The organism is Limnobacter humi (assembly GCF_024518835.1).
Classification (GTDB): Bacteria; Pseudomonadota; Gammaproteobacteria; order Burkholderiales; family Burkholderiaceae_B; genus Limnobacter; species Limnobacter humi.
In genome coordinates this window covers 282,389-304,341 of the sequence record NZ_JANIGO010000001.1, presented here as the reverse complement: position 1 = coordinate 304,341, position 21,953 = coordinate 282,389, and the positions used below count along the sequence as shown (strand labels likewise).

Sequence of the window (21,953 nt, the reverse complement as noted above, 5' to 3'; positions counted from 1 at the left end):
CCCTGTATTCGCAGATTCAAACCAGACTGATGTTTGGGTGTCCCAGATCTCCGAACGCAGTGGTCTACCTGCAGAGGCGATCAGTGACATGCTTTCAAATTGTGACGCGACTCAGCAAAGCATGTACTTCTGCGCCTGGCGTGATTTGCTTCAGGCGGAGCAGCAGTTGGACACCTTCGTCGCCAAGCCCGAAAACGCGTCAGCCAGTTGTCGTAAATCGATCGAGCGAGGGCTGTCCCAATGGCGGAAAAAACGCGATGCGCATTGCAAAGCCCAAACCCTTCAGGAGTTTGGCGAAGGCAGCATGGGCCCAACGGCCGATCTGATGTGCAGAACCCAAGCCACGCAGGACAAGCGGGTTCAGATGAAGGCCCATGCCAGCAGGCTTTGCGTAAAGCACTAACGTTTATTCAGACTGACCGTCCGCTGTGGATTCAGATTTTTTCACCACCGCATAGCGCGCCAAGGTTTTCTTGCGCGCGACGTCATGCTCCACCACCGGGCGTGGGTAGGTTTCCCCCAGCACCACACCGGCAGCCTGCAGTTCAAGCGGTGGGCAGGCCGACGGTTCGTGAATGAATTTATTGGGTAGCTTGGCCAGTTCCGGACAGTACTTGCGGATGAACTTGCCCTCGGCATCAAATTTTTCGGATTGGCTCACCGGGTTGAAAATCCGGAAATAGGGTTGCGCATCGCAGCCACTGCTGGCAGCCCACTGCCAGCCGCCATTGTTGGCTGACAAATCAAAGTCATTCAGGTGCTCGGCAAAATAGCGCTCACCCCAACGCCAGTCGATGCCCAAATCTTTCGTGAGAAAGCTGGCGGTGACCATGCGCAGGCGGTTGTGCTGGTAGCCGGTTTGGTTGAGTTGGCGTTGCGCTGCATCCACCAGCGGGTAGCCGGTTTTGCCTTCACACCAGGCTTTGAACAGGCGTTGGGCCTTGTCATCGGAGTCCCACTGAATGAGGTCGTATTCCGCCTTGAATGCTTTGTCTGCAGCATCGGGGCGGTGGAAGATGATTTGGAAATAGAAATCCCGCCAAATCAGTTCATTTAACCAACCCATGGCCCCTTCACTGCCTGTAATGACAAACTGCTCGTGCGCCGCCCGTGCGCAACGTCGGATGGAAATGGTGCCAAAGCGCATGTGCACCGACAAATAACTCACGCCTTTCACCGCCGGGAAGTCACGTGCTGTTTTGTAGCGGTCCATGCGGTTTCGGAAGTCATCGAATGCATCCAGCGCGCCGTCCTCGCCGGGCTTCACCAGTTCAAGAATGTTGGTGGCTTGAAAGCCCATGGCTTGCAGCGATGGCAACGGCTGTTCAACTGCCGGTTTGGCCAGGCGGCCCGCGTTCAAGTGCTGCGCGCTGGGGTAGGGCGTGAGGTGAAAGGGGTCGAGCTTTTTCAGGCAGGCGTTTTTGTACGGTGTAAACACCGTGAAAAACTTGCCAGCCTGGGTCAGCACCTCGTCTTCTTCAAAAATGCACTGGTCTTTGAAGGCATACAAGGTGCAGCCTTGCCGGGCCAAATCTTGGGCAACAGCGGCATCTCGCGTGCGGGCAGCCGGTTCGTAATCCTTGTTGGTAAACACCGCCTGGGCACCCAGGGTGCGGGCCAGCGCTGGAATGGCGGTGGCTGAATGGTCGTGCAGCACATGCAGGTCACCACCGGCCGCCTGCAGACGTGCTTTCAGCGCTGCAATGCTGTGCCAAATGAATTCCACCCGTCGGTCCTGCGGGTTGGGCAGGGCATCCAGAATGGTTTTGTCAAACACAAACACGCAGTGAAGCCTTTCGCTGTGCTTCAGGGCATAAAACAGGGCGGCATTGTCGTCCGCCCGCAGGTCGCGACGAAACCACATCAGGCCAATGGGCACGTTGGCAGGCCGTGGTTGGGTTGACAGGGGGTGGTTGGCCAAAACGGACTTCTGTGATGCGACTGCGGTCATGGGGTGCTGCAAAGTGGTTAGGGACACGCCCTTGCATGGGAATGGGGCGAACAGGAGGCCTGCGCCCGCTGATACCCAGCAAAAGGCATTACAATTTTGGCATGACTTCAGCCCAAAACACCACACCCGATGAATTCAGCCTGAGTGGCCAGTTTCTGGTTGCCATGCCCAACATGCTCGACCCCAGTTTTGCGGGGTCTGTGGTGTATTTGTGTGAGCACTCCAGCAAAGGGGCCATGGGCTTGGTGATCAACCGGGCCACCGATCTCAGCATACGCAGTCTGCTGGAAAAAGTGGACCTGGAGGTGGAAGGGAGTCTGCCGGAACTATTTCCGGTGATGTTTGGCGGCCCGGTGGCTGGCGAGCGTGGCTTTGTGCTGCACACCGGCCAGCGCAACTGGAAGTCTTCCCTCAAAGTAACGGACAACATTCGCCTGACCACCTCCAAAGACATTCTGGAAGCCGTGGCCCGTGGCCAAGCGCCTGACCAGTGGTTGATCACCCTGGGCTACGCAGGCTGGAGCGAGGGCCAATTGGAAGAAGAGCTGGCTCAAAACGCCTGGTTGACCGTACCCGCCAACCAAGACATTTTATTCAGCATGCCGCTGGAAGAGCGTTTTGCCAGCGCCTATGGCCTGTTGGGCATCGACCCGTCCCTGCTGTCGGGTTCTGCGGGGCACGCCTAGCATGCACACCACCAAGCCCACGCTCCTGCTGGCTTTCGATTTTGGCCTCAAGCGGATCGGCGTGGCATTTGGCAACACGTTGACCAAAACCACCACCGGTGTGGGTTTGGTGGAAGCGGAAGACGACGCCACCCGCTTCAAGAAAATTGAAGCACTGATCCGCGAATGGCAACCCGAAGGCTTGGTGGTGGGTGTACCCCGGCACGACGACGGGCAGGACAATGAGATGACTGCCCGCTGCCAACGGTTTGCCCGCCAGTTGGAAGGGCGCTTTGGCTTGCCGTGTGCCACGGTCGATGAGCGTTACACCAGCGTGATTATTGAAAGCTGCATGGGCGGTGCGAAGGCCCGCGAGTTGAAAGGACGGGTGGATGTGGGCAGTGCCTGCCTCATTCTGGACCAATATTTTCTGGAGGGTCGATGAACCTGCCCAACCCCGAGAGCCTGTATGCCCGCCTGCGTGATCAGGTGGCCAAGGCCTTTTCTGACCGAAGTGAGCTGGGCCTGATTGGCGTGCACAGTGGTGGCGCCTGGATTGCAGAACGCCTGCATGCCGACTTGGGTTTCACGTTGCCCTGCGGTTTTTTGGACAGCGCGTTTTACCGGGATGATTTTTCCGAGCGTGGCTTGAAAGCCGACCCCAAGCCCGCTGAAGTGCCGTTTGAGGTAGAAGGCCGCAACATTTTGCTGGTGGATGATGTGCTGTACACCGGCCGCACCACACGGGCCATTGTGAACCACCTGTTTGACTACGGCCGTCCCGCCAAAATTGAATTGGCTGTGTTGTTGGACCGGGGTGGTCGCCAACTGCCCATTGATGCCCAGTATGTGGGCATGCACATTCCGCTCAAACCCCATGAAAGTTTTGTTCTTACCCGCGATGAGTCGGGTGCCTTTCACCTGGACCTGGAGGTGAATTAATTGCACAACCCCCAATTGAATGCAGCCGGAGAGCTGATTCACCTGCTGAGCATCGAGGGCTTGCCCAAGGCGATGATTCACCGCATTTTGGACACGGCAGAATCCTTTTTGTCCGTGACCGATCGGGAAATCAAGTCAGTGCCTTTGTTGCGCGGCAAATCGGTGTTCAACGTGTTTTTCGAGAACTCGACCCGCACCCGAACCACCTTTGAAATAGCCGCCAAGCGTTTGTCGGCTGACGTGGTCAACCTCAACATTGGTTCATCGTCCACGGCCAAGGGCGAGTCGCTGATTGACACCATCGACAACCTGTCGGCCATGTCGGCCGACATGTTCGTGATGCGCCATTCCGAAAGTGGTGCCCCCACCTTCCTGGCCCAGCATTTGAACCGCACCAGTGGCGGCAGCATCCATGTGATCAATGCCGGCGATGGGCGCCACGCGCACCCCACACAGGCGCTGCTGGACATGTACACCATCCGGCACTTCAAAAAAGATTTCACCAAACTGCGTGTGGCCATTGTGGGTGACATTGTGCACAGCCGCGTGGCACGCTCCGACATTCATGCCCTAACCACCTTGGGTTGTCCCGAAGTGCGGGCGGTGGGCCCACGCACCCTGGTGCCGCAAAACCTGGAGAACATGGGCGTGCGGGTGTACAACGACCTGCGCGAGGGCATCAAGGATGTGGATGTGATCATCATGCTGCGCTTGCAGAAAGAGCGCATGAGTGGCGCGTTTATTCCGTCGGCACAGGAGTATTTCAAGCATTTTGGCCTGACCGAAGACAAATTAAAGTCAGCCAAACCCGATGCGATCGTGATGCACCCGGGCCCCATGAATCGCGGGGTTGAAATTGATTCAGCAGTGGCAGACGGGCCCCAGAGCGTGATTCTGAACCAGGTCACTTTCGGTATCGCTGTGCGCATGGCTGTGATGAGTATTTTGGCGTCCAGCAAGGGCGCTGCATCCACGTAAACCCCCGCTAAACCAACAAGGATTGAATCGAAACCATGCGTGTACTGATTTCCGGTGGACGAGTGATCGACCCGAGCATCGAGGCCGATGGCCCGATGGACGTGGCTGTGGCGGCAGGCCGGGTGGTGGCTGTGGCACCCAGGAATGAATTGCCCAGCGACTTTGCACCCAGCCGCATCATCGATGCCTCGGGTTTGTGGGTGTTTCCCGGTTTGGTGGATTTGTCGGCCCGCTTGCGCGAGCCTGGCTATGAATATCGAGCCACACTGGAAAGTGAAATGGAAGCAGCCATGGCTGGCGGCGTGACTTCATTGGTGTGCCCACCCGACACCGAGCCCGTGCTGGATGAGCCTGGCTTGGTGGAAATGCTGAAGTTCAAGGCGCGGCAATTGAACCTGGCCAAGGTGTACCCCTTGGGTGCGCTAACCACGGGCTTGAAGGGCGAAACTTTGACGGAGATGGCAGAGCTGACCGAGGCCGGTTGTGTGGGTTTTTCTCAAGCCGAAGAACCCATCATGGACCTGCGGGTCATGGCGCAAGCCATGCGTTATGCCCGCAACTTCAACTGCACAGTGTTTTTGCGGCCCAATGAGCCGAACTTGAGCCGGGGTGGGGTGGCCCATGCGGGCGCCTATGCGGCACGCATGGGTTTGAGTGGCATCCCAGTGATGAGCGAGACCATTGCGCTCAACACCTACTTTGAGTTGATGCGCAACACCGGCGTGGCCTTGCATGTGTGTCGAATCAGCTCGGCCAAAGGTGTAGACCTGGTGCGACAGGCCAAAGCAGAGGGCTTGCCCGTTACCTGCGATGTGGCTATTCACCATGTGCACCTCACCGACATGGACATTGGTTTTTTTGATCCGCATGCCCACTTGATCCCACCCCTGCGTGAGCAGCGGGACCGCGATGCCATTCGCGACGGCTTGTTGGACGGAACGATTGACGCGATTTGCTCGGACCACACACCGGTGGACGATGACGCCAAGCTGTTGCCCTTTGCCGAAAGTGAGGCAGGCGCCACAGGCCTGGAATTGTTGCTGACGTTGACCATCAAATGGATGCGTGAGCAAAACGTGCCCATGCACCGTGTGGTGGAGTTGCTGTGCAGTGGGCCAGCCCGTGTCATCAAAGTACAGGCGGGCAGCTTGCGCGCTGGCATGCCTGCCGATTTGTGTGTGTTCAACCCTGACCAAGACTGGCTGGTCGGCAGCCAAACCCTGATCAGTCAAGGCAAGCACACCCCGTTCAACGGCTTTCCCATGCAGGGCAAGGTGGTGGCCACCATGGTGAATGGCAACCTGGTTTACACCACCCTGGACAAAACCCGCAACAAGGTCACGGCGGACTGACATGGCCCTTGTTCGCCTGCTGCGCTTGTTGGCCCACATGCTGTTGGGTTTCATTCTCATCATGACCTGCTGGCCGATGATGTCCGACAGTCGAAAGGCCCGCGTGGAACATTGGTTTGCATCTCGCCTGATGCGTATTCTCCGCGTGAAGGTGCAAGCGCATTTTGAAGCCGCCGAGTCGGACTACAGGCACCACGGCCCCATGCTGATTTACAGCAACCATGTGAGCTGGATCGATATTTTTGCGTTCAATGCGGTGGCGCCGCTCACCTTCATTGCCAAAAGCGAAATTTCGGATTGGCCGATTGCCGGCACCTTGGCGGCCCGCAGTGGCACTTTGTTCATTGAACGCGGCAAGCGCCACGCTGTGCGGGATGTCATTGCTGCTGCGGTGAAGGTATTGAAGGCCGGGCGGACCGTGGCGGTGTTTCCCGAAGGCACCACGGGCTCAGGCGATGAGCCTCTACCCTTTCACAGCAACTTTGTTCAACCCGCCATTCAGGCGGGTGTGCCGCTGTTGCCGGTTACGCTGCAATACTTCACGCCGGACGGTCGTTTTACTCCCGAGCCCGCTTTTGTGGGCGAGCAAACCCTGGTGCAAAACCTGTGGGTATTGGCCAATGCCCCGGCGGGTTTTGTCTGCAGCCTCACCTTTCATTCGCCCTTGCGCACCGAGGGGCAAACCCGGCATGTGTTAAGCGATGCAGCCCGCAACGTCATTGCCGCCGCCTGTGCCCAAAGTCAAGGTATGGTGGGCACCGCAGGCTCGACAGCGTCCACCTGAAACAGCGCATGGTCTTCCAGCCGTAGGGCTGTCAGTTTGCCGCCCCACACGCAACCGGTGTCCAGGCAGTAACCCACCGCATTCTGAATGCCAGGCAGTGTCGACCAGTGGCCAAACACGACCTGCCCTTGCCGGTTGAACTGACGCGGCACCTCAAACCACGCCTTCAGGTTGGGCGGTGCGTCGGCAGGCTCCTGTTTGAACTTGAAATCCACCGACCCATCGTCGTCCAGCATCCGCATGCGGGTGCACACATTGACCACCAATCGCAAGCGGTCATGCCCGCTCAATGCATCGTCCCAACGCTTGGGTTTGTTGCCGTACAACACGGCCATGAAGTCTGCCCAGTCGTTTGCGGACAGCGCTTGTTGAACTTCGGCAGACAAGGCCAAGGCCTGTTCGAAACTCCACTGCGGCAAAATGCCGGCATGCACCAGCAGCGTGGGTGTGGCCGCGGGCAGTTCAAGGGCCAGTGGTTGTTGGCGTAGCCAGTTGAGCAATTCGCCCGCGTCGGGTGCATCAACCACTTCGGCAATGGTGTCGCTGCTGTGCTGTCGGCCGTGGCCTGCCCACAGGGCCAGCAGGTGGAGGTCGTGGTTGCCCAACACGGTGTGGGCGTGCGCGCCCAGCCCTTTGACAAATCGCAGCGTGGCCAGCGACTTTGGCCCCCGGTTCACCAAGTCGCCGGCGAACCACAGGGTGTCGTGTATGGGGTTGAATGAACAGGCATTGAGCAGGGCTTGAAGCGAATCAAAACAACCCTGTACATCGCCGATGACGTAGTTGGCCATGACAGCTGATAATGCAAAACCTCAAAGCGTTATTATGCACGGGTGTGCGCTTCCAACCTGTTCTTATTTCAAGGCTGTATTGCCCTTTCTGCGAGTATCGACCATGACTTCTTCTGCACCCATTGCAGCCTCTATTTTCAAAGCCTATGACATCCGAGGCATTGTGGACGACACCCTGACCGAAGACGCTGCGTATGCCGTGGGGCGGGCGCTGGGACAACTGGCGTTGAGTCGAGGTAAGAACGAGGCGGTGGTTGGACGCGATGGCCGCTTGTCCGGGCCACGCCTGTGTGCGGCATTGGCCGATGGTTTTCGCGATGCTGGCGTGCATGTGGTGGATGTGGGCATGGTGGCCACACCCCTGGTATATTTCGCCACCTTTTTGCTGGGCAATGGCACCGGTGTGCAGGTGACAGGTAGCCACAACCCACCGCAATACAACGGCCTGAAAATGATGGTGGCTGGCGAAACGCTGTACGGCGACACCATTCAGGGGCTGCTGACGTGGATTCAGACAGAAAAGCCCGTGCGGGGTGTGGTGGCTGGCGTGCAGCGTGGCGGATACCGCGAACTGAACGTGTGGCCCGATTATCTGCAGAATATTCTGGGTCACATCCAGCTGGCCCGCCCCATGAAGATTGCGGTGGATTGCGGCAATGGCGTGGCCGGTGCGTTCGCCAAAACCCTCTACGAGGCCTTGGGCTGCACAGTGACCGAATTGTTTTGTGAGGTGGATGGCAATTTCCCCAACCACCACCCAGACCCTGCACACCCCGAAAATTTGCAGGATTTGATTGCGTGCGTGAAAGCCGGGGATGCCGAAATCGGCTTGGCATTTGACGGTGATGGCGATCGCTTGGGCGTGGTTACCAAGGATGGCGAAATTATTTACCCCGACCGCCAACTGATCTTGTTTGCCCGGGATGTGATTGCCCGCAACCCCGGCGCCATGGTGATTTATGACGTGAAGTGCACCCGTCATGTGGCCAAGGCGGTGAAGGCTGCCGGCGGTGAACCCTTGATGTGGCGTACCGGGCATTCACTCATCAAAGCGAAGCTGAAGGAGACCGGTGCACCGTTGGCTGGTGAAATGAGCGGCCACGTGTTTTTCAAAGAGCGCTGGTTTGGTTTTGATGATGGCTTGTATGCCGGTGTGCGCCTGCTGGAAATTTTATCGCGCAGTGCCAACCCCAGTGCGGTGTTGAATGAACTGCCCAACTCCAGCAGCACGCCGGAGTTGCAGTTGAAGACTGCGGAAGGTGACAACTTCAAAATCGTGGCGGATTTGCAGGCCAAAGGGCAGTTTGCGACGGCTGAGCAGGTGGTGACCATTGATGGGGTGCGGGCCGAGTATGCCGACGGTTTTGGGCTGGCCCGGCCTTCCAACACCACCCCGGTCGTGGTGATGCGGTTTGAGGCGGACAATCCTGCCGCGTTGGCGCGCATTCAGGGGGAATTCAAAGCCGCGATTTTGGCGGTGGCACCGGGGGTTGAGTTGCCGTTTTGATGGCCCTTTTTTCTGCCCCTTCGCAGCACCGGTCGCCCGGTTTTGCCGATTACCCCTCAGCAATACCGGGCACACTGGCATTGCTGAAGGCATGGCACCGAGCCTGTTGGTGGCACCAGCTTGGCCGCGCGGACCGATGCCCACGCGCCCGACACCCAAGAATGGCCCATAAAAGCTGTTCGCAAACCAATAAAGTGACTCAAAAGTAACTTGTTTGTTTTTCCCAACAAGTGCGATTCAAACGGGCCTGCCAAGCGTTCAATCTGAGTATTTGCGCATTCGATCGGGCCGCAAGCAACGCCCCGTCTTGCCGCCTTCCAAATCGAGTGTTTTCTCTAGTGTTTAAAAGTGGATGTAACTCTGGAGTTTCGAGGAAAGCCTCGAAAAATCTAGTTGAAAGGCGGGAAGGGTGGCTGCAAACTAAGGGTTCACATCCCTCCTCCTTTGCTTCTGAGGTTTGCCCGGTTAACCATACCGGGCATTTTTTTTGCCCCGTTTTTGCCGTGCGGCATTCGTTTCGGATAGCATGGCGCCTGTTCCCGATGTCCTGTTGAACCGTCGATTGTGGCCACCTATTCCGTCAAAGAGCTGTTTTTTACCTTGCAAGGCGAGGGTGCCCAAGCAGGCCGGGCTGCTGTGTTTTGTCGTTTTGCAGGTTGCAATTTGTGGAGTGGTCGGGAGGAAGACCGGGCCGCGGCCGTGTGTCAGTTCTGTGACACCGACTTTATCGGCACGGATGGTGCGGGGGGTGGAAAGTTCAAGACTGCAGCCTCTTTGGCCATGGCCATTTCACAGACCTATCAAGGCGCGCGAGGCGGTCAGAAGCCCTATGTGGTATTCACCGGTGGAGAGCCTGCATTGCAGTTGGATGCGGCGTTGATCGATGCCGTGCATGCGCATGGCTTTGAGATTGCCATCGAGACCAATGGAACGCTGCCTGTGCCCGTCGGGGTGGACTGGATTTGCGTGAGCCCGAAGTTTGGCAGTGAGCTGGTTCAAACCCGAGGCCAGGAGCTGAAGGTGGTGGTGCCACAATTGGGCCAAAATCTGGATGCCTTGGCACGACTGGATTTCGATCATTTTTTTGTCCAAGCCATGGACCACGCCGATCCGGTCAAGAAAGCAGCCAACCTTCAGCATGCCATTGGCGTGTGTCTGAAAAACCCCCGTTGGCGTTTGAGTGTTCAAACCCACAAAGTGATTGGAATGCCATGAAAGTTTTCAAACAGTTCACCTTCGATGTTGCACATCAACTGCCCGATTGGCCTGGTTTGCATGGCCACAGCTACACGGCCGAGGTGTGGTTTGAAGGACCGGCCACGGACGGTTATGTCGTGCCAGAAAGCTTATTGACCAATCAGGTAGAGGCGGTGCGCAAGCAATTGGATCATGCGTATCTGAATGCGTTTATTGAGTTGCCCACATCTGAAAACATCGCACGCTGGATTTGGGACCGCCTACGCCCGCAAGGGCCCTTGATCAAGGTGCGGGTTTTTCGGGGGTCGATTGGTTTTGGCGTGGAATACGACCTGCAGGATGCAACGGCGGAAGGCAAGGCCTGACCCAGTTCTAGAGACCCGCCGCACCTTCCAGATTCGCCGATGGTTTGGTGACCCACTGCAATGCGGTTGCTGGCAGTTCCTGCGCTAATACAAATTGGCGGGCATCCTGCGCATTCATGGGTTTGGCAAGACCAAAGCCCTGCAGTTCGGCCACGCCCGACTCCACGAGGAAATCCCGTTGATCCTCTGTTTCAACACCTTCGGCCACCACACCCAAGCCCAGTGCCCTGGCCATGGCCAGCACCGTGCGTGAAATAATGACGCTGTCAGGTTTGTTGGGCAGTTCACTCACAAATGAGCGGTCCAGTTTGATGGTTTGCACCGGCATTTTGTGCAGCATTGCCAGGGAAGAGTAGCCGGTGCCGAAATCATCGATCGAGAGGTTCACGCCCAGCGCATGCAGGCGCATCAGATCGTCCTGCACTGCCAGGTGATTTTGCATCAGCACCGTTTCAGTCAGTTCCAGTTCCAGCAGGGCCGGCGACAATCCGGTTTCCTCCAGCACCGTGGCCACGGTGTTGCACAATTTGCCATCCAGCAATTGAATGCCCGAGACATTGACCGACAGTCCAACGGCATGGCTTAGTTGTTGGTTGACCAGGCTCATCCATTGGCAGGCCTTGCGCAGTACCTGTTCTCCCATCGGAACAATCAAGCCAGTTTCTTCGGCAATTGGAATGAATTCAACGGGTGGTATGAGGTCGCCTTCCTCATTGCGCATGCGGGCCAGCGCTTCCACGGCGCAAATTTGCCCCTGCGGGTTGAAACGGGGTTGGAAGTGCACTTCCATTCGGTCGTTCACGATGGCATCGTGCAACTGGTTTTCCAGATTGACCTTGGTTTTCAGCACTTCACTCATGTTGGCATGGAACATGCGGACCGTGTTTTTACCAGCCTGTTTGGCTTGGTACATGGCGATGTCGGCATGTTTGAGCAAGCCCTCAACGTCGGTGGCATCATCTGGAAACAGCGCCACCCCGACCGATGCCCCAACATAGATGGATTTGTCAGCCAGTTCAAATGGTCGTTTGCTGACGGCGTCGACCACTTTTCGTCCCACACTGAATGCGGATTCTTGATCGGGGATGTAGGGCAGGGTAATCACAAACTCGTCACCAGACAGCCGCGCCACAATGTCGGAATTCCGGACCACGGCGCGCAATCGTTTGGAGACTGCAATCAAGAGTTCGTCGCCTTTGTCATGGCCCAGCGTGTCGTTGACGGCTTTGAACCCGTCCAGGTCAATGAAGAGCAGTCCCAATTTCAAATTGGAAACCTGTTTGTTGGTCAACAATTCGTCCAGCGACTGTGCCAACAGCAGGCGGTTGGGCAAACCGGTGAGGGAGTCGTGGGTGGCCTGGTGGCGCATGTCGTTTTCAGTGCGTTTGATGGAACTGATGTCGGTGAAGAAAATGGAAATCAGTTCTGCGCTGGGATAGGCTTTGACCTGGTACCAAACCTCGTTGGCCGGGTCTTGCCATTGAAAGGTTTCCGGTTGCAGATTGCCCTTGGCCTGGTTCACGGTTTGAAACAGGGGTGTGTTTTTGAGATGCGGTGCACGGTCCCACAAGGGTCTTCCCAGCAGGAGTTGGGGCGATTTGCCCAACAGCTCCGCACCCTTGGCATTGAGGTAGGAAATGTAGCCGTTCAGGTCAATGGCGAAAAATGCGTCATTCATCGACTCCAGAATGCTGTTGATGCGTTCCTCGCTTTGAATCAGCGCTGTTTCCAGGTGGTGCTGGCTGGATTCACCAACCAGCAGGATGTCGCTGCCATTGCCAACCGCCGTCCAGTCAAAAAACACAACATCGTTTTGGGCATTGCGCAGGCGGAAAGAGCCCCGTGCACTGGCCGTTTTGAATTTGACTTGGTCAATGAGCCGCTTGAATTGGCCCACGTCGCTTCGAAAGACCAGGTGACTGGCATCCAGTCCTCGAAACTGGGTGCTGTCCTGATTAAAAAATGTGCCGGTGGTTTCACTCACCGATCGAAGTACCCCGGATTCATTCAGTTGCAACACCACGGTGGTGGGTGTGGTGCTGGTCGCGTGGTCAGGTGACAGGGCCAACGGACGAGGCGGCTCACTGTTGGTCGCTGACACGGCTTCTTCTTCCACAATACCAAAGCGGCCATGCGACCACATGCGGACCAGGCGCCATTGCCCATCCAGCCAAACATGGCCCATCCAGCCTTGTTTCAATTGCAACGCATCGGACAGGCCCCTGTAAATCGACATCCCGTAACGGGCGGCAATCAATTCGCTGCCGGATGCAAACCCGATCTGCCGGCGAAAGTGTTTGCTGGCTGCAATCAGGCTGAGTTCGTCTTCAACATGAGCCACAACGCTGGCCATGCGTGATTTACTCTCCAGCAGTTCAGCAATCAGTGGGTCATCCAGTAGTTTTGACAGGCTCATGGTGTGAGCCCCTCAAACACTGAACTTGGCCAGTCGACGTTCCATTTCCCGCATGAGGTTGTCCGCGCGCAAAATGGTTTCGATGGTGTTGTTCAGGGTGGTAAATACCCGCTCTGCGCGGGTTTGAACCTGTTCCAGCGCGCCCAGCACTTCCCAACCCTGGCGTTGGTTGTGGTGGCCGTTTTCAACCCACTGGTGGGTGGCGCGGTCCACTGAAACCGCCTGGTTTTCGATGGCACTGAGGCCGCTTTTGAGCAGCTCCATGTTGACCAGAAACCCTTGTGTGCGTTCATTCATGCTGTCCAGCCCAGCGCGCAGCACGTGCAGTGACTGGGCCGATACGGGCTCACTGTGGGTGCCCTGTTCATCGGCTTGTCGAAGCAGTTGGTTGAGTTGCTGCCGGCATTCAAACGCCTGCGCGCCCATCCGTTGAAGTTGTTCAAAAGACTGGTTGAGGTCATTGACCAGATCAAAACAGTCGTTGGTGACCTTTTTGGAGAGTTCAGCCGTGGATTGGGCCAACCGGGTTTGCTGCCCCAACTGCTGAACAAAGTCGTTCAGTTGTCGCGAGGCTAGCTGGCTGTCGTCCTGATGCATTTGGTTGCCATTGCCCAGGTCATGGGCAATGTCGGCCAGTTCACGAACATCGCTGCGCAACATCTTGAAAGCGGCAATCACGAAGCTCATGTGGTTGGCATAGTCATTGAACATGCGACCCACGGCTGACAGTTCGCCCTGCTCGTTGGCCTGGGCACGGGCACGCAGGTTCACGCCGTGGTCGGTGTTCAGGTGGGCCAGCAGTTGAGCGCTTTCTTCAGCGGCCAAGGCGTGCTGTTGCAGGGTGCGTGCAATCACGCTCAACAGGCCGACTTCAACCACCACGTAAAAGGCATGCAGCGAGATGGCTGGCCAGCCGGACAAGGGCCCTCGGAACACATAGCAGTCAAAGCCCGCTTGTTGAAGCCAATCAAACAGGACGTGGTGAAACAGGATAAAGCCACCCATGGACACCAAGGGGCGAACATCCCGATAGGCCAGCATGATGGGCATGAGCATGAAGAAGCTGAAGTGGTATTCGATCAAGCCCCGCCCCAGGTGAACATGCAGCGCGGCCTGACCCACCAGCAGCGCAGCGTTTAAATGCATGGTCAGTGACTGCCCGGCTTGAATGCGGGTAACCAGGGCCGATGCCAAAAACATCGGAAGGCCCCAAACCAGGGCCTGATTCATGCTGTGATATGCGAACCCCAGGGCGATGGCAAATACCAGGCAAGCCGCATTGGCCGCCACCGCCAACCAGTCCGAGTGGGCGCGGATGCTGTTGAGGGAGGTGGGATGGATCGCGGTTGCTGCGGTTTGATCTGACGTGGCCAGCCATGCGGGCATGGTCGCGTGTGAATCCGGGTTGCTTGGTGATGTTGCCAGCATGGCGATGGACCTTGTGCGCAGTTGTTCGATCGTGACACACAAGGTTAACCCGTTGAACCTGAACCCAATTGGGCAAACAGAGGTTGTTTTTGGGCCCTTAGAAGCGTTCTTCCGGACTCAGCAGGCGCCATTGACCCACAGGCAGTTCGCCCAGCATCACCCGTCCGATTCGAACCCGTTTCAAGCCCACCACCTTCAGGCCGACGATTTCACACATTCGGCGAATTTGGCGTTTTCGCCCTTCCACCAGCACAAAGCGCAACTGATTCTCGTTTTGCCAGCTGACACTGGCCGGCTTGAGTTCGTGGCCATCCAGGCTGATGCCGTGGCGCAGCATGGCCAGTCCACGGTCACTCAGTTCGCCCTCCACTCGCACCAGGTATTCCTTGTCCACGGTCGAGTTGGCGTCGATCAATTGCTTGGCGATGCGGCCATCCTGCGTCAACACCAGCAAGCCGGTTGAATCAATGTCCAAACGCCCGGCCGGGGCGAGCCCTTTGAGCATGCCGGGCTGGAAGGGTGTGGCGGTTTTTCGGTCCCACTGGTTGTCGGCGCCGATGCATTCCATGGCCGCCTTGTATTTGCCCTCGGGTTGGCCAGACACCACACCAATGGGCTTGTGATACAGAATCGTGACCTGTTTGCCCAATACGTTTTTGGCGCGTGCATCCAGGTCAATCTTGACGGTGGGCAATACCTTGGTGCCCAGTTCTTTCACCACCTGCCCGTTGACGCGCACCCAGCCGTTTTCAATCAGGAAGTCGGCTTCGCGGCGCGAGCAAACTCCCTTGGCGGCCATGACTTTGCTCAGGCGTTGGGGTTCAAACGGGTCCATCATGTCCAGTGTGCTGGTGCCGGTTACGCGGCTGCGGCGCGGGCGGGGTGAGTCCCCCGTGCTTTTGGACAACGGTTTGGGCCCCGGGTGTGGCCCAGTTGTAGAAGGCTTGCTGCCGACCGGTTTGCCGGTTGATCTGCCGCCAAGTTTGCTCCCGGGTGCTGCAAAGCCGGTGGTGGCCTTGTCCCGAGTGCTGGGGCGTTTGGGTGGGCCACCCCGTCCCGAGGAATTGCTGCGTGTGGAGTTGCTGGAGCCTGCGCGGCCTGCGGGTTTTTTATTCATGAAAATCAGTGCCTTCCCAATGACTGGGTAATGAGCCCGCAGGGTACCACATTGCATCAGCCGGGTTGTGAGTCTTCCTTCCAGTCCTCGTGCTTCAGTTCGGGGGGCAAGAGCTTGTACAACACCGGTGTGACCAAGCGACCGATCAGGGTGGATGAGATCAGGCCGCCGATGATGACCCAGGCCATGGGTGCATACAAGCCGCTGCCTTGCAAGGCCAGGGGCAGCAGGCCGCCCACGGCCGTGGCGCTGGTCAGCAAAATGGGCAGGAAACGAATGCGCCCGGCTTCCTCAATGGCATCGTCTAGCGATTTGCCCTGTTCCCGCAACTGGTTGGTGAAGTCCACTAGCAAAATGGAGTTTTTGATTTCAATCCCAATGAGTGCAATAAAGCCCAGCATGGCGGTGAACGACAGGGAATTGCCACTCAGAAACAGCGTGACCATGCCGCCGGTGACACCCAGGGGAATCACGAACAACACAATGAGCGTGCTGCGGAAGCTGCCGAACTCCAAAACCAGAATGGCCAGGATGCCAAAGACGGTGATCAGGATGGCAGAGCCGAACCCAGCAAAGCTTTCCTTCCGGCTCTTGGCTTCACCGGCCAACTGGTATTTGTAACCACGCTTCCAGTCCAGCTTGTCCAGCTTTTTTGAAATGTCGTTGGTGACTTTCTCCGTGTTGTAGCCGGTTTTGGTGTAGGCCGTCAGCAAGACTGCGCGCTCGCGGTTGTAGCGGTAGATGCTGTTCAGGTTGCTGTCCAGTTCCAGGGTGGTGAGCTGGTTCAGCGGAATGGCCTGGCCTGTTCTGGAAATGATGTTGAAGTCGTCCAACGCTTTCAGTGAGGTCTGACGCTCGGCGGGGCCACGCACACTGATGGTGTACGCATCGCCATTGCTCTGGCGAATTTCCCCAGCGGGGGCACCGGCAATGGCCAGGCGCACCGCTTGGTCCAAGTCCACCGAATTCACGCCCAGCAAACCGGCCTTGTCGAAATTCACTTTCAGGCGCAGGTCGCTGCGGCCGGTGCGTTGTGGGTTGTCAATGTTCTGGGTACCCGGGTGTTCGGTCAGCACCTGTTCAATCTGTGCGGCATAGTCGCGCAGGGTGTCCAGGTCAGGGCCAGTCAATCGAATCCCAACCGGGGCGTCGATGGGCGGTCCGTTTTCAAATTCACGCACCACGATGTTGGCGCCTGGAATGTTTTTAAAACGGGCACGCAGGGCATCAAACAGCTTGGGGGTTTTGGCGTTGTATTCCTTCAGCTGTACAAACAGCTCGCCGACGTTGGACTGCTTGTCTTGCTGAAAGACATTGTAGTAGATCTGTGGGTTGCCTTCACCCACGGTGCTCATCACATCCACCACTTCCGGAAAGGCTTTCAGCTCGGTTTCAATTTGCCGAATCACCGTGTCCGTGGCGCTCAGGCTGGACCCCGCAGGCAAGCTGACCTCAATGACGAACTGGGGTGTGTTGGCCTTGGGAAACAAGGAAAAACCCATGAGCGGCACCAAAGCCAGGCTGGCTGCAAACAGCACCAGCGAGCCTGCCACCACTGTTTTCGGGGTTTGAAGTGCACGGTGCAACAGGGGTGTGTACACCCGTTCAATGCCGCTGTTGAGTTTGCGCAGCAACCAGTTGCCGTGTTCATCGTCTTCTTTCTTCAGCAATCGGCTGGCCAGAAACGGAATGATGGTGAGCGCAACAAACAGCGAGGCCATCACCGTGAATACCACGGCCACAGGCAATGAGCGGACAAATTTGCCGGCGTTGTCGGGCAGCATGAGCAGGGGCAAAAATGCAAACAGCAGGGTGGCGGTACAGCCCAGCACAGCCAGCGAAATTTGCCGGGTTGCGAAGCGCGCTGCATTCACGCGGCTGTGGCCCATGCGTAGATATCTCGCAATATTTTCAATGACAACAATCGAGTCGTCCACCAACAGGCCCAGCGCCACCACCAATCCGGCAATGCTCAATTGGTTGAGCGAAAAGCCGGCGAAGTACAAACAGGCCAAACCCGTGAGCAGTGACAGTGGCACAGAAATCATCACGATGCCAGCCGCCCGCAAGCCCAGTGGCAGCAGTGTCAACAGCACCAGCAGCACGGCCAGGCCGAAATCGAAGTTCAGGCGGTTCAAGCGCTTTTCAACGTTTTTGTATTGCTCAAAGCCATGCTGCAGCTGGATGTTGGGCGGCAGGGTTTTGGCAAAGTCATCCACCACCTCGTCCAGCGCTTTCTGTGTCACAAAAATATTGCGGGCTTTTTTCTGGTTGGCGGTTACAAATACAGCGCGTTCTCCGTTGTAACGGGCCATCACATCCTGATTCTCATAGTCCCATTGCACATCGGCCACATCGCCCACGCGCACCAAGCGGCCGCCCAAAGCACCCCCAGTGCCTGTTCCGAATATCACCGTGTTGCGGATTTCGTCCACCGTGCGGTACTGGCCCGAGGTTTGAACGTTCAGCCGACGTCCACCTTCTTCAACCGGTCCACCTGGAATATTCAGCGATTCGCCTTGAATAACACGGGCCACATCGGCAGCTTGAATTTTGAGTTCGGCCAGCTTCTTGAAATTGAGCGTCACGCGAACTTGTTGCTTGGGGTACGACCAGGTCTCACTGTCACGCACCGCGTCAATGCGTTCCAGTGCCTCGGACAGGTCCTCCGCATAATCGGCCAGTTCGGCGTAGCTGGCAGTGCGGGACACCAACGCATATTGAACAATATTGGTGAAGCCCGGGTTGATGCGCTTGATTTCCAATGAACGAACGCCGGCGGGCAGCTTGGGACGAATCTGGGCAATTTCGCGGTTGACTTCATCGAATTTTTTATCGACATCCACCTCGGCCTTGAAACGCACAAACACCACCCCGCCACTGTTGCGGGATGTGGAGAACATTTCCTTCAAATCGTCCAGGCCCCGCAGCGCATCTTCAATGGGCTTGGCCACCTGCTGCTCCATTTCAATCGGGTCTGCACCCGGGTAGATCACATTGATTCGAAATGCACTGATGTCGAAGTACGGGTCTTCCGTGCGTGGAATGTCGTTGAACGCGGTCAAACCGATGGCCGTGAGCAGGAAAAAAATCACCAGGGTGAACTGGTAATTTTTGATGGAAAAATCCGACAGTCTCATGGTGCTTACTCCGCAATCTGGACGGTCTCACCGTCCTGCAGGTAGGCTGCACCCACGCTCACCACCCGGGTACCCTCGGGAAGGTTTTCAGCCAGGGCCAACCGGTTGCCTTGCACGAAAGCCACCTTCACGGCGCGCCGTTTCACCGAGTTGTTTGGCTCAACCGTGAAGAGCCAGGCTGCTTTGTTATCACCTTCAATCACGGCTTCCAGCGGTACATAGCTGCGTTGCTCGCTGCTGCCAGCGGGCTGAATGCGCAACTGGCCCTGCATGCCAGACAGCACATTGAGTGTTGGGTTGGCCTGTGTGTCAATCAGCACCTGAACACCATAGGTGCCTGTGGCTGGGTCGGCTGCTTGGGCGAGTTCAATCACCTTGGCGGGCCATTGAATGCCTGGCACTGCATCAAACTGCGCTGTTGCGGTTTGTCCCACCCGCACATGAATGGCTTGCCTGTCGGACAGGCTGGCTTTCATGACAAATCCACTGGCCCGGCTGCCCAGCAACAACACGGGTTGGCCCGGCGCCACCACTTCCCCCACTTGCGCAAACCGCTTGAGCACCACCCCGGCTGCACGGGCAGACAACTCGGCCGTCTGTCGTGAAAAACTGGCCTGACTGGCTTGCGCCTGGGCCACTTGAAGGGCTGTTTTCAGATTATCCAGCTGGACTGATGAAATCACTTCCTCGCTGCGCAATTGTTCGCCACGCTGAAGGTCACGCCGGGCTTTGTCCAATCCAGCGGTGGCCTGACTCACGGCGGCGTTCACTTCCTGTTGGTTCAGCCAAGCCAGTTTTTGATTGGGCTTCACGCTGTCACCCTCGCGAACCGTGATCTGTTCAATCACACCGCCCACCTTGAAACTGAGCTTGGTTTCATCCCGAAAAGCGCCCACACCGGCCACATCGATGGCGGCTTGGCTGGGGCCCAGGCTCACGGTTTGAACCTTGACCACACGGGCTGTTGTGGCGGTGGCTGCTTCCGCATCGGGTTTTGAAGGCCCACAGGCGGACAGCAGCAGGCCAAGGCCCAATGCTGTGGACATCAGTGGCAGGGACGCGGAGCGGTTCATGGTTGAACTCCTTGAGGCAAAGCGTAATCGGGAATGTCGCGGTTGTTGAATTGCCAGACGGCGTGGTCGATTCGAACCTGGTAAACCGCTGCAATCAGCCCCAGCCGGGCCCGGGTGGCGGCCTGCTCGCTGCTGAGGAATTCAATGGGTGTGGCTTCGCCAGCGTCGCGCTTTTTGCTCACGATGCGCAGGCTTTCATCGGCCGCTTTGCGCTGCGCCGTACGTGCTGCAATCGAGTCCAACGACACCAACAGGTTTTCGGTGGCTTGGGTTTTGGCCAGTTGTAGTTGACGGCTAAGCTGTGCGGCGCGGGCTTGTAACGCATCGGCTTGTGCTTTGGCACGCAACACGTCACTGCTGCGCACACCGCCATCGGCCAGTGTCCAGCTCAGGACCACCGATGCACTGGCAAAACCAGTTTTGGGTCCAGTTTGGTAATCACGGCCTTGATAACCCCCTTCAATTTGATAGCCCAGGGTCGGCTTGTAGGTGGCGCTTGCCGCTTCTATGGCTGCTTGCTGGGCAGCCAGGCTGCGTTCCAGTCGGGTTAGCGCTGGCGCAGCCGCAGCGCCAGGTTCGCGGGGTTGAAGTTCGTTGAGTAACTGCTCAATACTCGCATCGTCATCATTGAACACCGGCATGTCCACTGGACTGGCCGTGGGGGCAAATCGAAGCAGATTGAAATAGTCTCGCGCCAGTCGCGCCTGTTTCTCGGCGTCTTTCAGTTGAACCTGAATGTCCAGTACCTCGGCTTCGGCTCGGCGAGGCGCATCCAGCGTGGTTTCCCCCGCTTTGTACAGTTGCTGGTTGACGCGGCGGTTTTCTTCCAGAGTCGTCAGGCTTTTGCGCAGCACATCAATGCGCGCTTGCGCTTGGGCCAGTTGCCAGTAACTCACTTGAAGATCGCGCACCAATTCTTCCCTGACCTGAAGTTGCGCGGCTTGTTGTGCATTGAACACCTCGGTTTGTGCTTTTACCTGTCCATTCAGCACCGGTTCATAAATGGGCCCGCGCAGTTGCAGCCGGGTGTCCTGTTCGGTGGGGCGCAACAGGGGAATGGACTGGTTCTGAATGGTGGGAAAGCGCGGTGCCTGACCGTTCATCACCAGTTGAGCGTTGAGGGTTTGGTAGACGGGGTTCAACAAGTCGCCTGCCGGAAAATCGATGGTGCGGCCCCCTTCGGACACGGTGGCCCGTGCCTGAAGGCTCAGGCTGGGGTAGTAGCGTGCGCGCAGGTTTTCCAGGCGCTGACGTTCCGCTTCAGTGTCCAGGCTGGCGGACCGAAGGCCTGGATTGTTCAGCAGTGCCTCTTGCACATAGCGCATCAGCGGGACGTCCAGGGGGGCAGCCTCGGCCGCCTGTGTGGGTATACCGTGAACCAATGTGAGTAAACTCAACACTGTAACAATTACTAGACGGTTGTCTAGTGATTGCTTAAAAAAAAGGCGAAAAAGCCGCCCGTTGAACCGCGTGCGTTGTGGACTCATGCCTGGCCTCCGGTGCCGGGTTTACACAGCGCATGCATGGTGAGTTCCAATGCATCGCTCATGAATTGTTCTTTCGAGAAGCCCATGGCTTCCATGAATTTGAATTTGGTTTGTGCCAGTTGAATGGTGCCGTGGGTATAGCCCCACAGGGTGATGGAGATCTGGATCAGGTTCTTCAGGTCGTTGCGCAAGCTGCCGTCTGCCATGCCTTGGGCCAGGGCAAGCACCGTCTGTTCGTGCACCTTCTGGCCCGCCTGCATCATCTCCAGCGTTTCGCAGCAAGGGTCGTCCTGATTGAAGTCGTGTTCCTGGGCTTCAAAGCGCGACAACGCTGCAAAGTAGGTGGGGTGCTGTTCCGAAAAATTCATGTAGGCCCGGCCAATCGCTCGAACTTGATCAGCGCCTGTTTTGGCATTTTCCCGAGCCTGCTGAAACAACTCACGCAGCAGTTGAAGGCCTCGAAGACACACAGCCAGGTGCAGGGCGTCCTTGTCTTTGAAATAGACATACACCAGCGCGCGGGACACCCGTGCCTGCCGGGCCACTTGGTCCATGGTGGCTGTGTCAAAGCCTTTGTCGGAAAAAACAACCTCGGCCGCATCCAGGATTTCTTCCCGGCGGCGTTCCTTTTCTTCTTCGCGTCGTTCAGTGATGTAGCTCATGGTTTGGATGTTAGTTTAGTCGTTGACGAAGTGTCAATGAAATTTTTAATATTGAATCAAATCGGCAATCTGGGACCCTTTTGAGGGGTCTTATTGGC

20 protein-coding genes are annotated in these 21,953 nt (G+C 57.2%); 11 read left to right on the top strand and 9 right to left on the bottom strand.

Going from position 1 to position 21,953, the window contains the following annotated elements; translation table 11 throughout:
* Nucleotides 1–88 precede the first annotated feature (88 nt).
* Nucleotides 89–403, top strand: coding sequence for a lysozyme inhibitor LprI family protein (locus NQT62_RS01430; protein ID WP_256762770.1), 315 nt, complete (start codon nucleotides 89–91; stop codon nucleotides 401–403).
* A 3-nt stretch (nucleotides 404–406) separates the two neighbouring features.
* Here the strand turns inward: NQT62_RS01430 and NQT62_RS01425 are convergent, their stop codons facing one another.
* Complete coding sequence (locus tag NQT62_RS01425; protein ID WP_256762769.1) at nucleotides 407–1,951, bottom strand: cryptochrome/photolyase family protein; 1,545 nt, start codon at nucleotides 1,949–1,951, stop codon at nucleotides 407–409.
* 101 nt (nucleotides 1,952–2,052) lie between these two features.
* Here NQT62_RS01425 and NQT62_RS01420 point away from each other — a divergent pair, with 101 nt between their 5' ends.
* Genes NQT62_RS01420 through NQT62_RS01395 form a run of 6 tightly spaced genes read left to right on the top strand, consistent with a single transcriptional unit; the run spans nucleotide 2,053 to nucleotide 6,672 of the window.
* A complete protein-coding gene (locus tag NQT62_RS01420) occupies nucleotides 2,053–2,637 on the top strand; it encodes a YqgE/AlgH family protein (protein WP_256762768.1) in 585 nt (194 codons plus the stop codon).
* A 1-nt stretch (nucleotide 2,638) separates the two neighbouring features.
* Nucleotides 2,639–3,061 (top strand): Holliday junction resolvase RuvX, encoded by a 423-nt coding sequence (gene ruvX, locus NQT62_RS01415; RefSeq protein ID WP_256762767.1) that lies wholly within the window; start codon nucleotides 2,639–2,641, stop codon nucleotides 3,059–3,061.
* Nucleotides 3,058–3,558 (top strand): bifunctional pyr operon transcriptional regulator/uracil phosphoribosyltransferase PyrR, encoded by a 501-nt coding sequence (gene pyrR, locus NQT62_RS01410; RefSeq protein ID WP_256762766.1) that lies wholly within the window; start codon nucleotides 3,058–3,060, stop codon nucleotides 3,556–3,558. Before ruvX ends, pyrR begins: the two co-directional genes overlap by 4 nt.
* Entirely contained in the window at nucleotides 3,559–4,536 is a 978-nt protein-coding gene (locus NQT62_RS01405) for an aspartate carbamoyltransferase catalytic subunit (protein WP_256762765.1), read from the top strand. It begins immediately after the preceding gene.
* A gap of 35 nt (nucleotides 4,537–4,571) precedes the next feature.
* Nucleotides 4,572–5,888, top strand: a complete 1,317-nt coding sequence (locus NQT62_RS01400) for a dihydroorotase (RefSeq protein ID WP_256762764.1) — start codon at nucleotides 4,572–4,574, stop codon at nucleotides 5,886–5,888.
* Nucleotide 5,889: 1 nt separating this feature from the next.
* Nucleotides 5,890–6,672 carry a lysophospholipid acyltransferase family protein gene (locus tag NQT62_RS01395; RefSeq protein WP_256762763.1) on the top strand — a complete coding sequence of 261 codons (783 nt, stop codon included), beginning with the start codon at nucleotides 5,890–5,892 and terminating at the stop codon, nucleotides 6,670–6,672.
* Here NQT62_RS01395 and NQT62_RS01390 read toward each other — a convergent pair.
* Nucleotides 6,630–7,463: a symmetrical bis(5'-nucleosyl)-tetraphosphatase gene (locus NQT62_RS01390; protein WP_256762762.1), complete on the bottom strand. Its 834-nt coding sequence runs from the start codon at nucleotides 7,461–7,463 to the stop codon at nucleotides 6,630–6,632. The genes NQT62_RS01395 and NQT62_RS01390 overlap by 43 nt on opposite strands.
* Nucleotides 7,464–7,566: 103 nt before the next feature.
* On the opposite strand from NQT62_RS01390, the gene NQT62_RS01385 reads away from it, so the two are divergent.
* The 3 genes from NQT62_RS01385 (at nucleotide 7,567) to NQT62_RS01375 (ending at nucleotide 10,532) form a co-directional block, all read left to right on the top strand.
* The gene (locus NQT62_RS01385; RefSeq protein ID WP_256762761.1) at nucleotides 7,567–8,970 is read left to right on the top strand and encodes a phosphomannomutase/phosphoglucomutase; all 1,404 of its coding nucleotides are present in this window, start codon (nucleotides 7,567–7,569) and stop codon (nucleotides 8,968–8,970) included.
* Nucleotides 8,971–9,534: 564 nt separating this feature from the next.
* On the top strand, nucleotides 9,535–10,185 hold the full coding sequence (gene queE, locus NQT62_RS01380; RefSeq protein ID WP_256762760.1) for a 7-carboxy-7-deazaguanine synthase: 651 nt from the start codon (nucleotides 9,535–9,537) through the stop codon (nucleotides 10,183–10,185).
* Nucleotides 10,182–10,532 (top strand): 6-pyruvoyl trahydropterin synthase family protein, encoded by a 351-nt coding sequence (locus NQT62_RS01375; protein WP_256762759.1) that lies wholly within the window; start codon nucleotides 10,182–10,184, stop codon nucleotides 10,530–10,532. The genes queE and NQT62_RS01375 overlap by 4 nt, the downstream gene beginning before the upstream one ends.
* 7 nt (nucleotides 10,533–10,539) lie before the next feature.
* On the opposite strand, the gene NQT62_RS01370 is transcribed toward NQT62_RS01375, so the two are convergent.
* From NQT62_RS01370 to NQT62_RS01360, 3 genes are all read right to left on the bottom strand, one after another.
* Nucleotides 10,540–12,948, bottom strand: a complete 2,409-nt coding sequence (locus NQT62_RS01370) for a putative bifunctional diguanylate cyclase/phosphodiesterase (RefSeq protein ID WP_256762758.1) — start codon at nucleotides 12,946–12,948, stop codon at nucleotides 10,540–10,542.
* 12 nt (nucleotides 12,949–12,960) lie between these two features.
* Nucleotides 12,961–14,376: a methyl-accepting chemotaxis protein gene (locus NQT62_RS01365; RefSeq protein ID WP_256762757.1), complete on the bottom strand. Its 1,416-nt coding sequence runs from the start codon at nucleotides 14,374–14,376 to the stop codon at nucleotides 12,961–12,963.
* A gap of 97 nt (nucleotides 14,377–14,473) precedes the next feature.
* Entirely contained in the window at nucleotides 14,474–15,214 is a 741-nt protein-coding gene (locus NQT62_RS01360; RefSeq protein WP_256762756.1) for a pseudouridine synthase, read from the bottom strand.
* On the opposite strand from NQT62_RS01360, the gene NQT62_RS01355 reads away from it, so the two are divergent.
* The gene (locus NQT62_RS01355; protein ID WP_256762755.1) at nucleotides 15,213–15,524 is read left to right on the top strand and encodes a hypothetical protein; all 312 of its coding nucleotides are present in this window, start codon (nucleotides 15,213–15,215) and stop codon (nucleotides 15,522–15,524) included. The two genes, NQT62_RS01360 and NQT62_RS01355, sit on opposite strands and share 2 nt — an antisense overlap.
* Nucleotides 15,525–15,549: 25 nt before the next feature.
* On the opposite strand, the gene NQT62_RS01350 is transcribed toward NQT62_RS01355, so the two are convergent.
* From NQT62_RS01350 to NQT62_RS01335, 4 genes are all read right to left on the bottom strand, one after another.
* Entirely contained in the window at nucleotides 15,550–18,633 is a 3,084-nt protein-coding gene (locus NQT62_RS01350; protein WP_256762754.1) for an efflux RND transporter permease subunit, read from the bottom strand.
* 5 nt (nucleotides 18,634–18,638) lie between these two features.
* Nucleotides 18,639–19,706, bottom strand: coding sequence for an efflux RND transporter periplasmic adaptor subunit (locus NQT62_RS01345; RefSeq protein WP_256762753.1), 1,068 nt, complete (start codon nucleotides 19,704–19,706; stop codon nucleotides 18,639–18,641).
* Complete coding sequence (locus NQT62_RS01340) at nucleotides 19,703–21,103, bottom strand: TolC family protein (protein WP_256762752.1); 1,401 nt, start codon at nucleotides 21,101–21,103, stop codon at nucleotides 19,703–19,705. Before NQT62_RS01340 ends, NQT62_RS01345 begins: the two co-directional genes overlap by 4 nt.
* 86 nt (nucleotides 21,104–21,189) lie before the next feature.
* Complete coding sequence (locus NQT62_RS01335) at nucleotides 21,190–21,855, bottom strand: TetR/AcrR family transcriptional regulator (protein WP_256762751.1); 666 nt, start codon at nucleotides 21,853–21,855, stop codon at nucleotides 21,190–21,192.
* Between the last annotated feature and the right edge of the window lie 98 nt (nucleotides 21,856–21,953).

What these genes read in the sequence shown, in the direction of transcription:
- NQT62_RS01430 (WP_256762770.1), top strand. Translation starts at nt 89, where the DNA reads ATGCTTTCAAATTGTGACGCGACTCAGCAAAGCATGTACTTCTGCGCC.
- NQT62_RS01425 (WP_256762769.1), bottom strand. Translation starts at nt 1,951, where the DNA reads ATGACCGCAGTCGCATCACAGAAGTCCGTTTTGGCCAACCACCCCCTG.
- NQT62_RS01420 (WP_256762768.1), top strand. Translation starts at nt 2,053, where the DNA reads ATGACTTCAGCCCAAAACACCACACCCGATGAATTCAGCCTGAGTGGC.
- ruvX (WP_256762767.1), top strand. Translation starts at nt 2,639, where the DNA reads ATGCACACCACCAAGCCCACGCTCCTGCTGGCTTTCGATTTTGGCCTC.
- pyrR (WP_256762766.1), top strand. Translation starts at nt 3,058, where the DNA reads ATGAACCTGCCCAACCCCGAGAGCCTGTATGCCCGCCTGCGTGATCAG.
- NQT62_RS01400 (WP_256762764.1), top strand. Translation starts at nt 4,572, where the DNA reads ATGCGTGTACTGATTTCCGGTGGACGAGTGATCGACCCGAGCATCGAG.
- NQT62_RS01395 (WP_256762763.1), top strand. Translation starts at nt 5,890, where the DNA reads ATGGCCCTTGTTCGCCTGCTGCGCTTGTTGGCCCACATGCTGTTGGGT.
- NQT62_RS01390 (WP_256762762.1), bottom strand. Translation starts at nt 7,463, where the DNA reads ATGGCCAACTACGTCATCGGCGATGTACAGGGTTGTTTTGATTCGCTT.
- NQT62_RS01385 (WP_256762761.1), top strand. Translation starts at nt 7,567, where the DNA reads ATGACTTCTTCTGCACCCATTGCAGCCTCTATTTTCAAAGCCTATGAC.
- NQT62_RS01375 (WP_256762759.1), top strand. Translation starts at nt 10,182, where the DNA reads ATGAAAGTTTTCAAACAGTTCACCTTCGATGTTGCACATCAACTGCCC.
- NQT62_RS01370 (WP_256762758.1), bottom strand. Translation starts at nt 12,948, where the DNA reads ATGAGCCTGTCAAAACTACTGGATGACCCACTGATTGCTGAACTGCTG.
- NQT62_RS01365 (WP_256762757.1), bottom strand. Translation starts at nt 14,376, where the DNA reads ATGCTGGCAACATCACCAAGCAACCCGGATTCACACGCGACCATGCCC.
- NQT62_RS01355 (WP_256762755.1), top strand. Translation starts at nt 15,213, where the DNA reads ATGTCCAGTGTGCTGGTGCCGGTTACGCGGCTGCGGCGCGGGCGGGGT.
- NQT62_RS01360 (WP_256762756.1), bottom strand. Translation starts at nt 15,214, where the DNA reads ATGATGGACCCGTTTGAACCCCAACGCCTGAGCAAAGTCATGGCCGCC.
- NQT62_RS01350 (WP_256762754.1), bottom strand. Translation starts at nt 18,633, where the DNA reads ATGAGACTGTCGGATTTTTCCATCAAAAATTACCAGTTCACCCTGGTG.
- NQT62_RS01345 (WP_256762753.1), bottom strand. Translation starts at nt 19,706, where the DNA reads ATGAACCGCTCCGCGTCCCTGCCACTGATGTCCACAGCATTGGGCCTT.
- NQT62_RS01335 (WP_256762751.1), bottom strand. Translation starts at nt 21,855, where the DNA reads ATGAGCTACATCACTGAACGACGCGAAGAAGAAAAGGAACGCCGCCGG.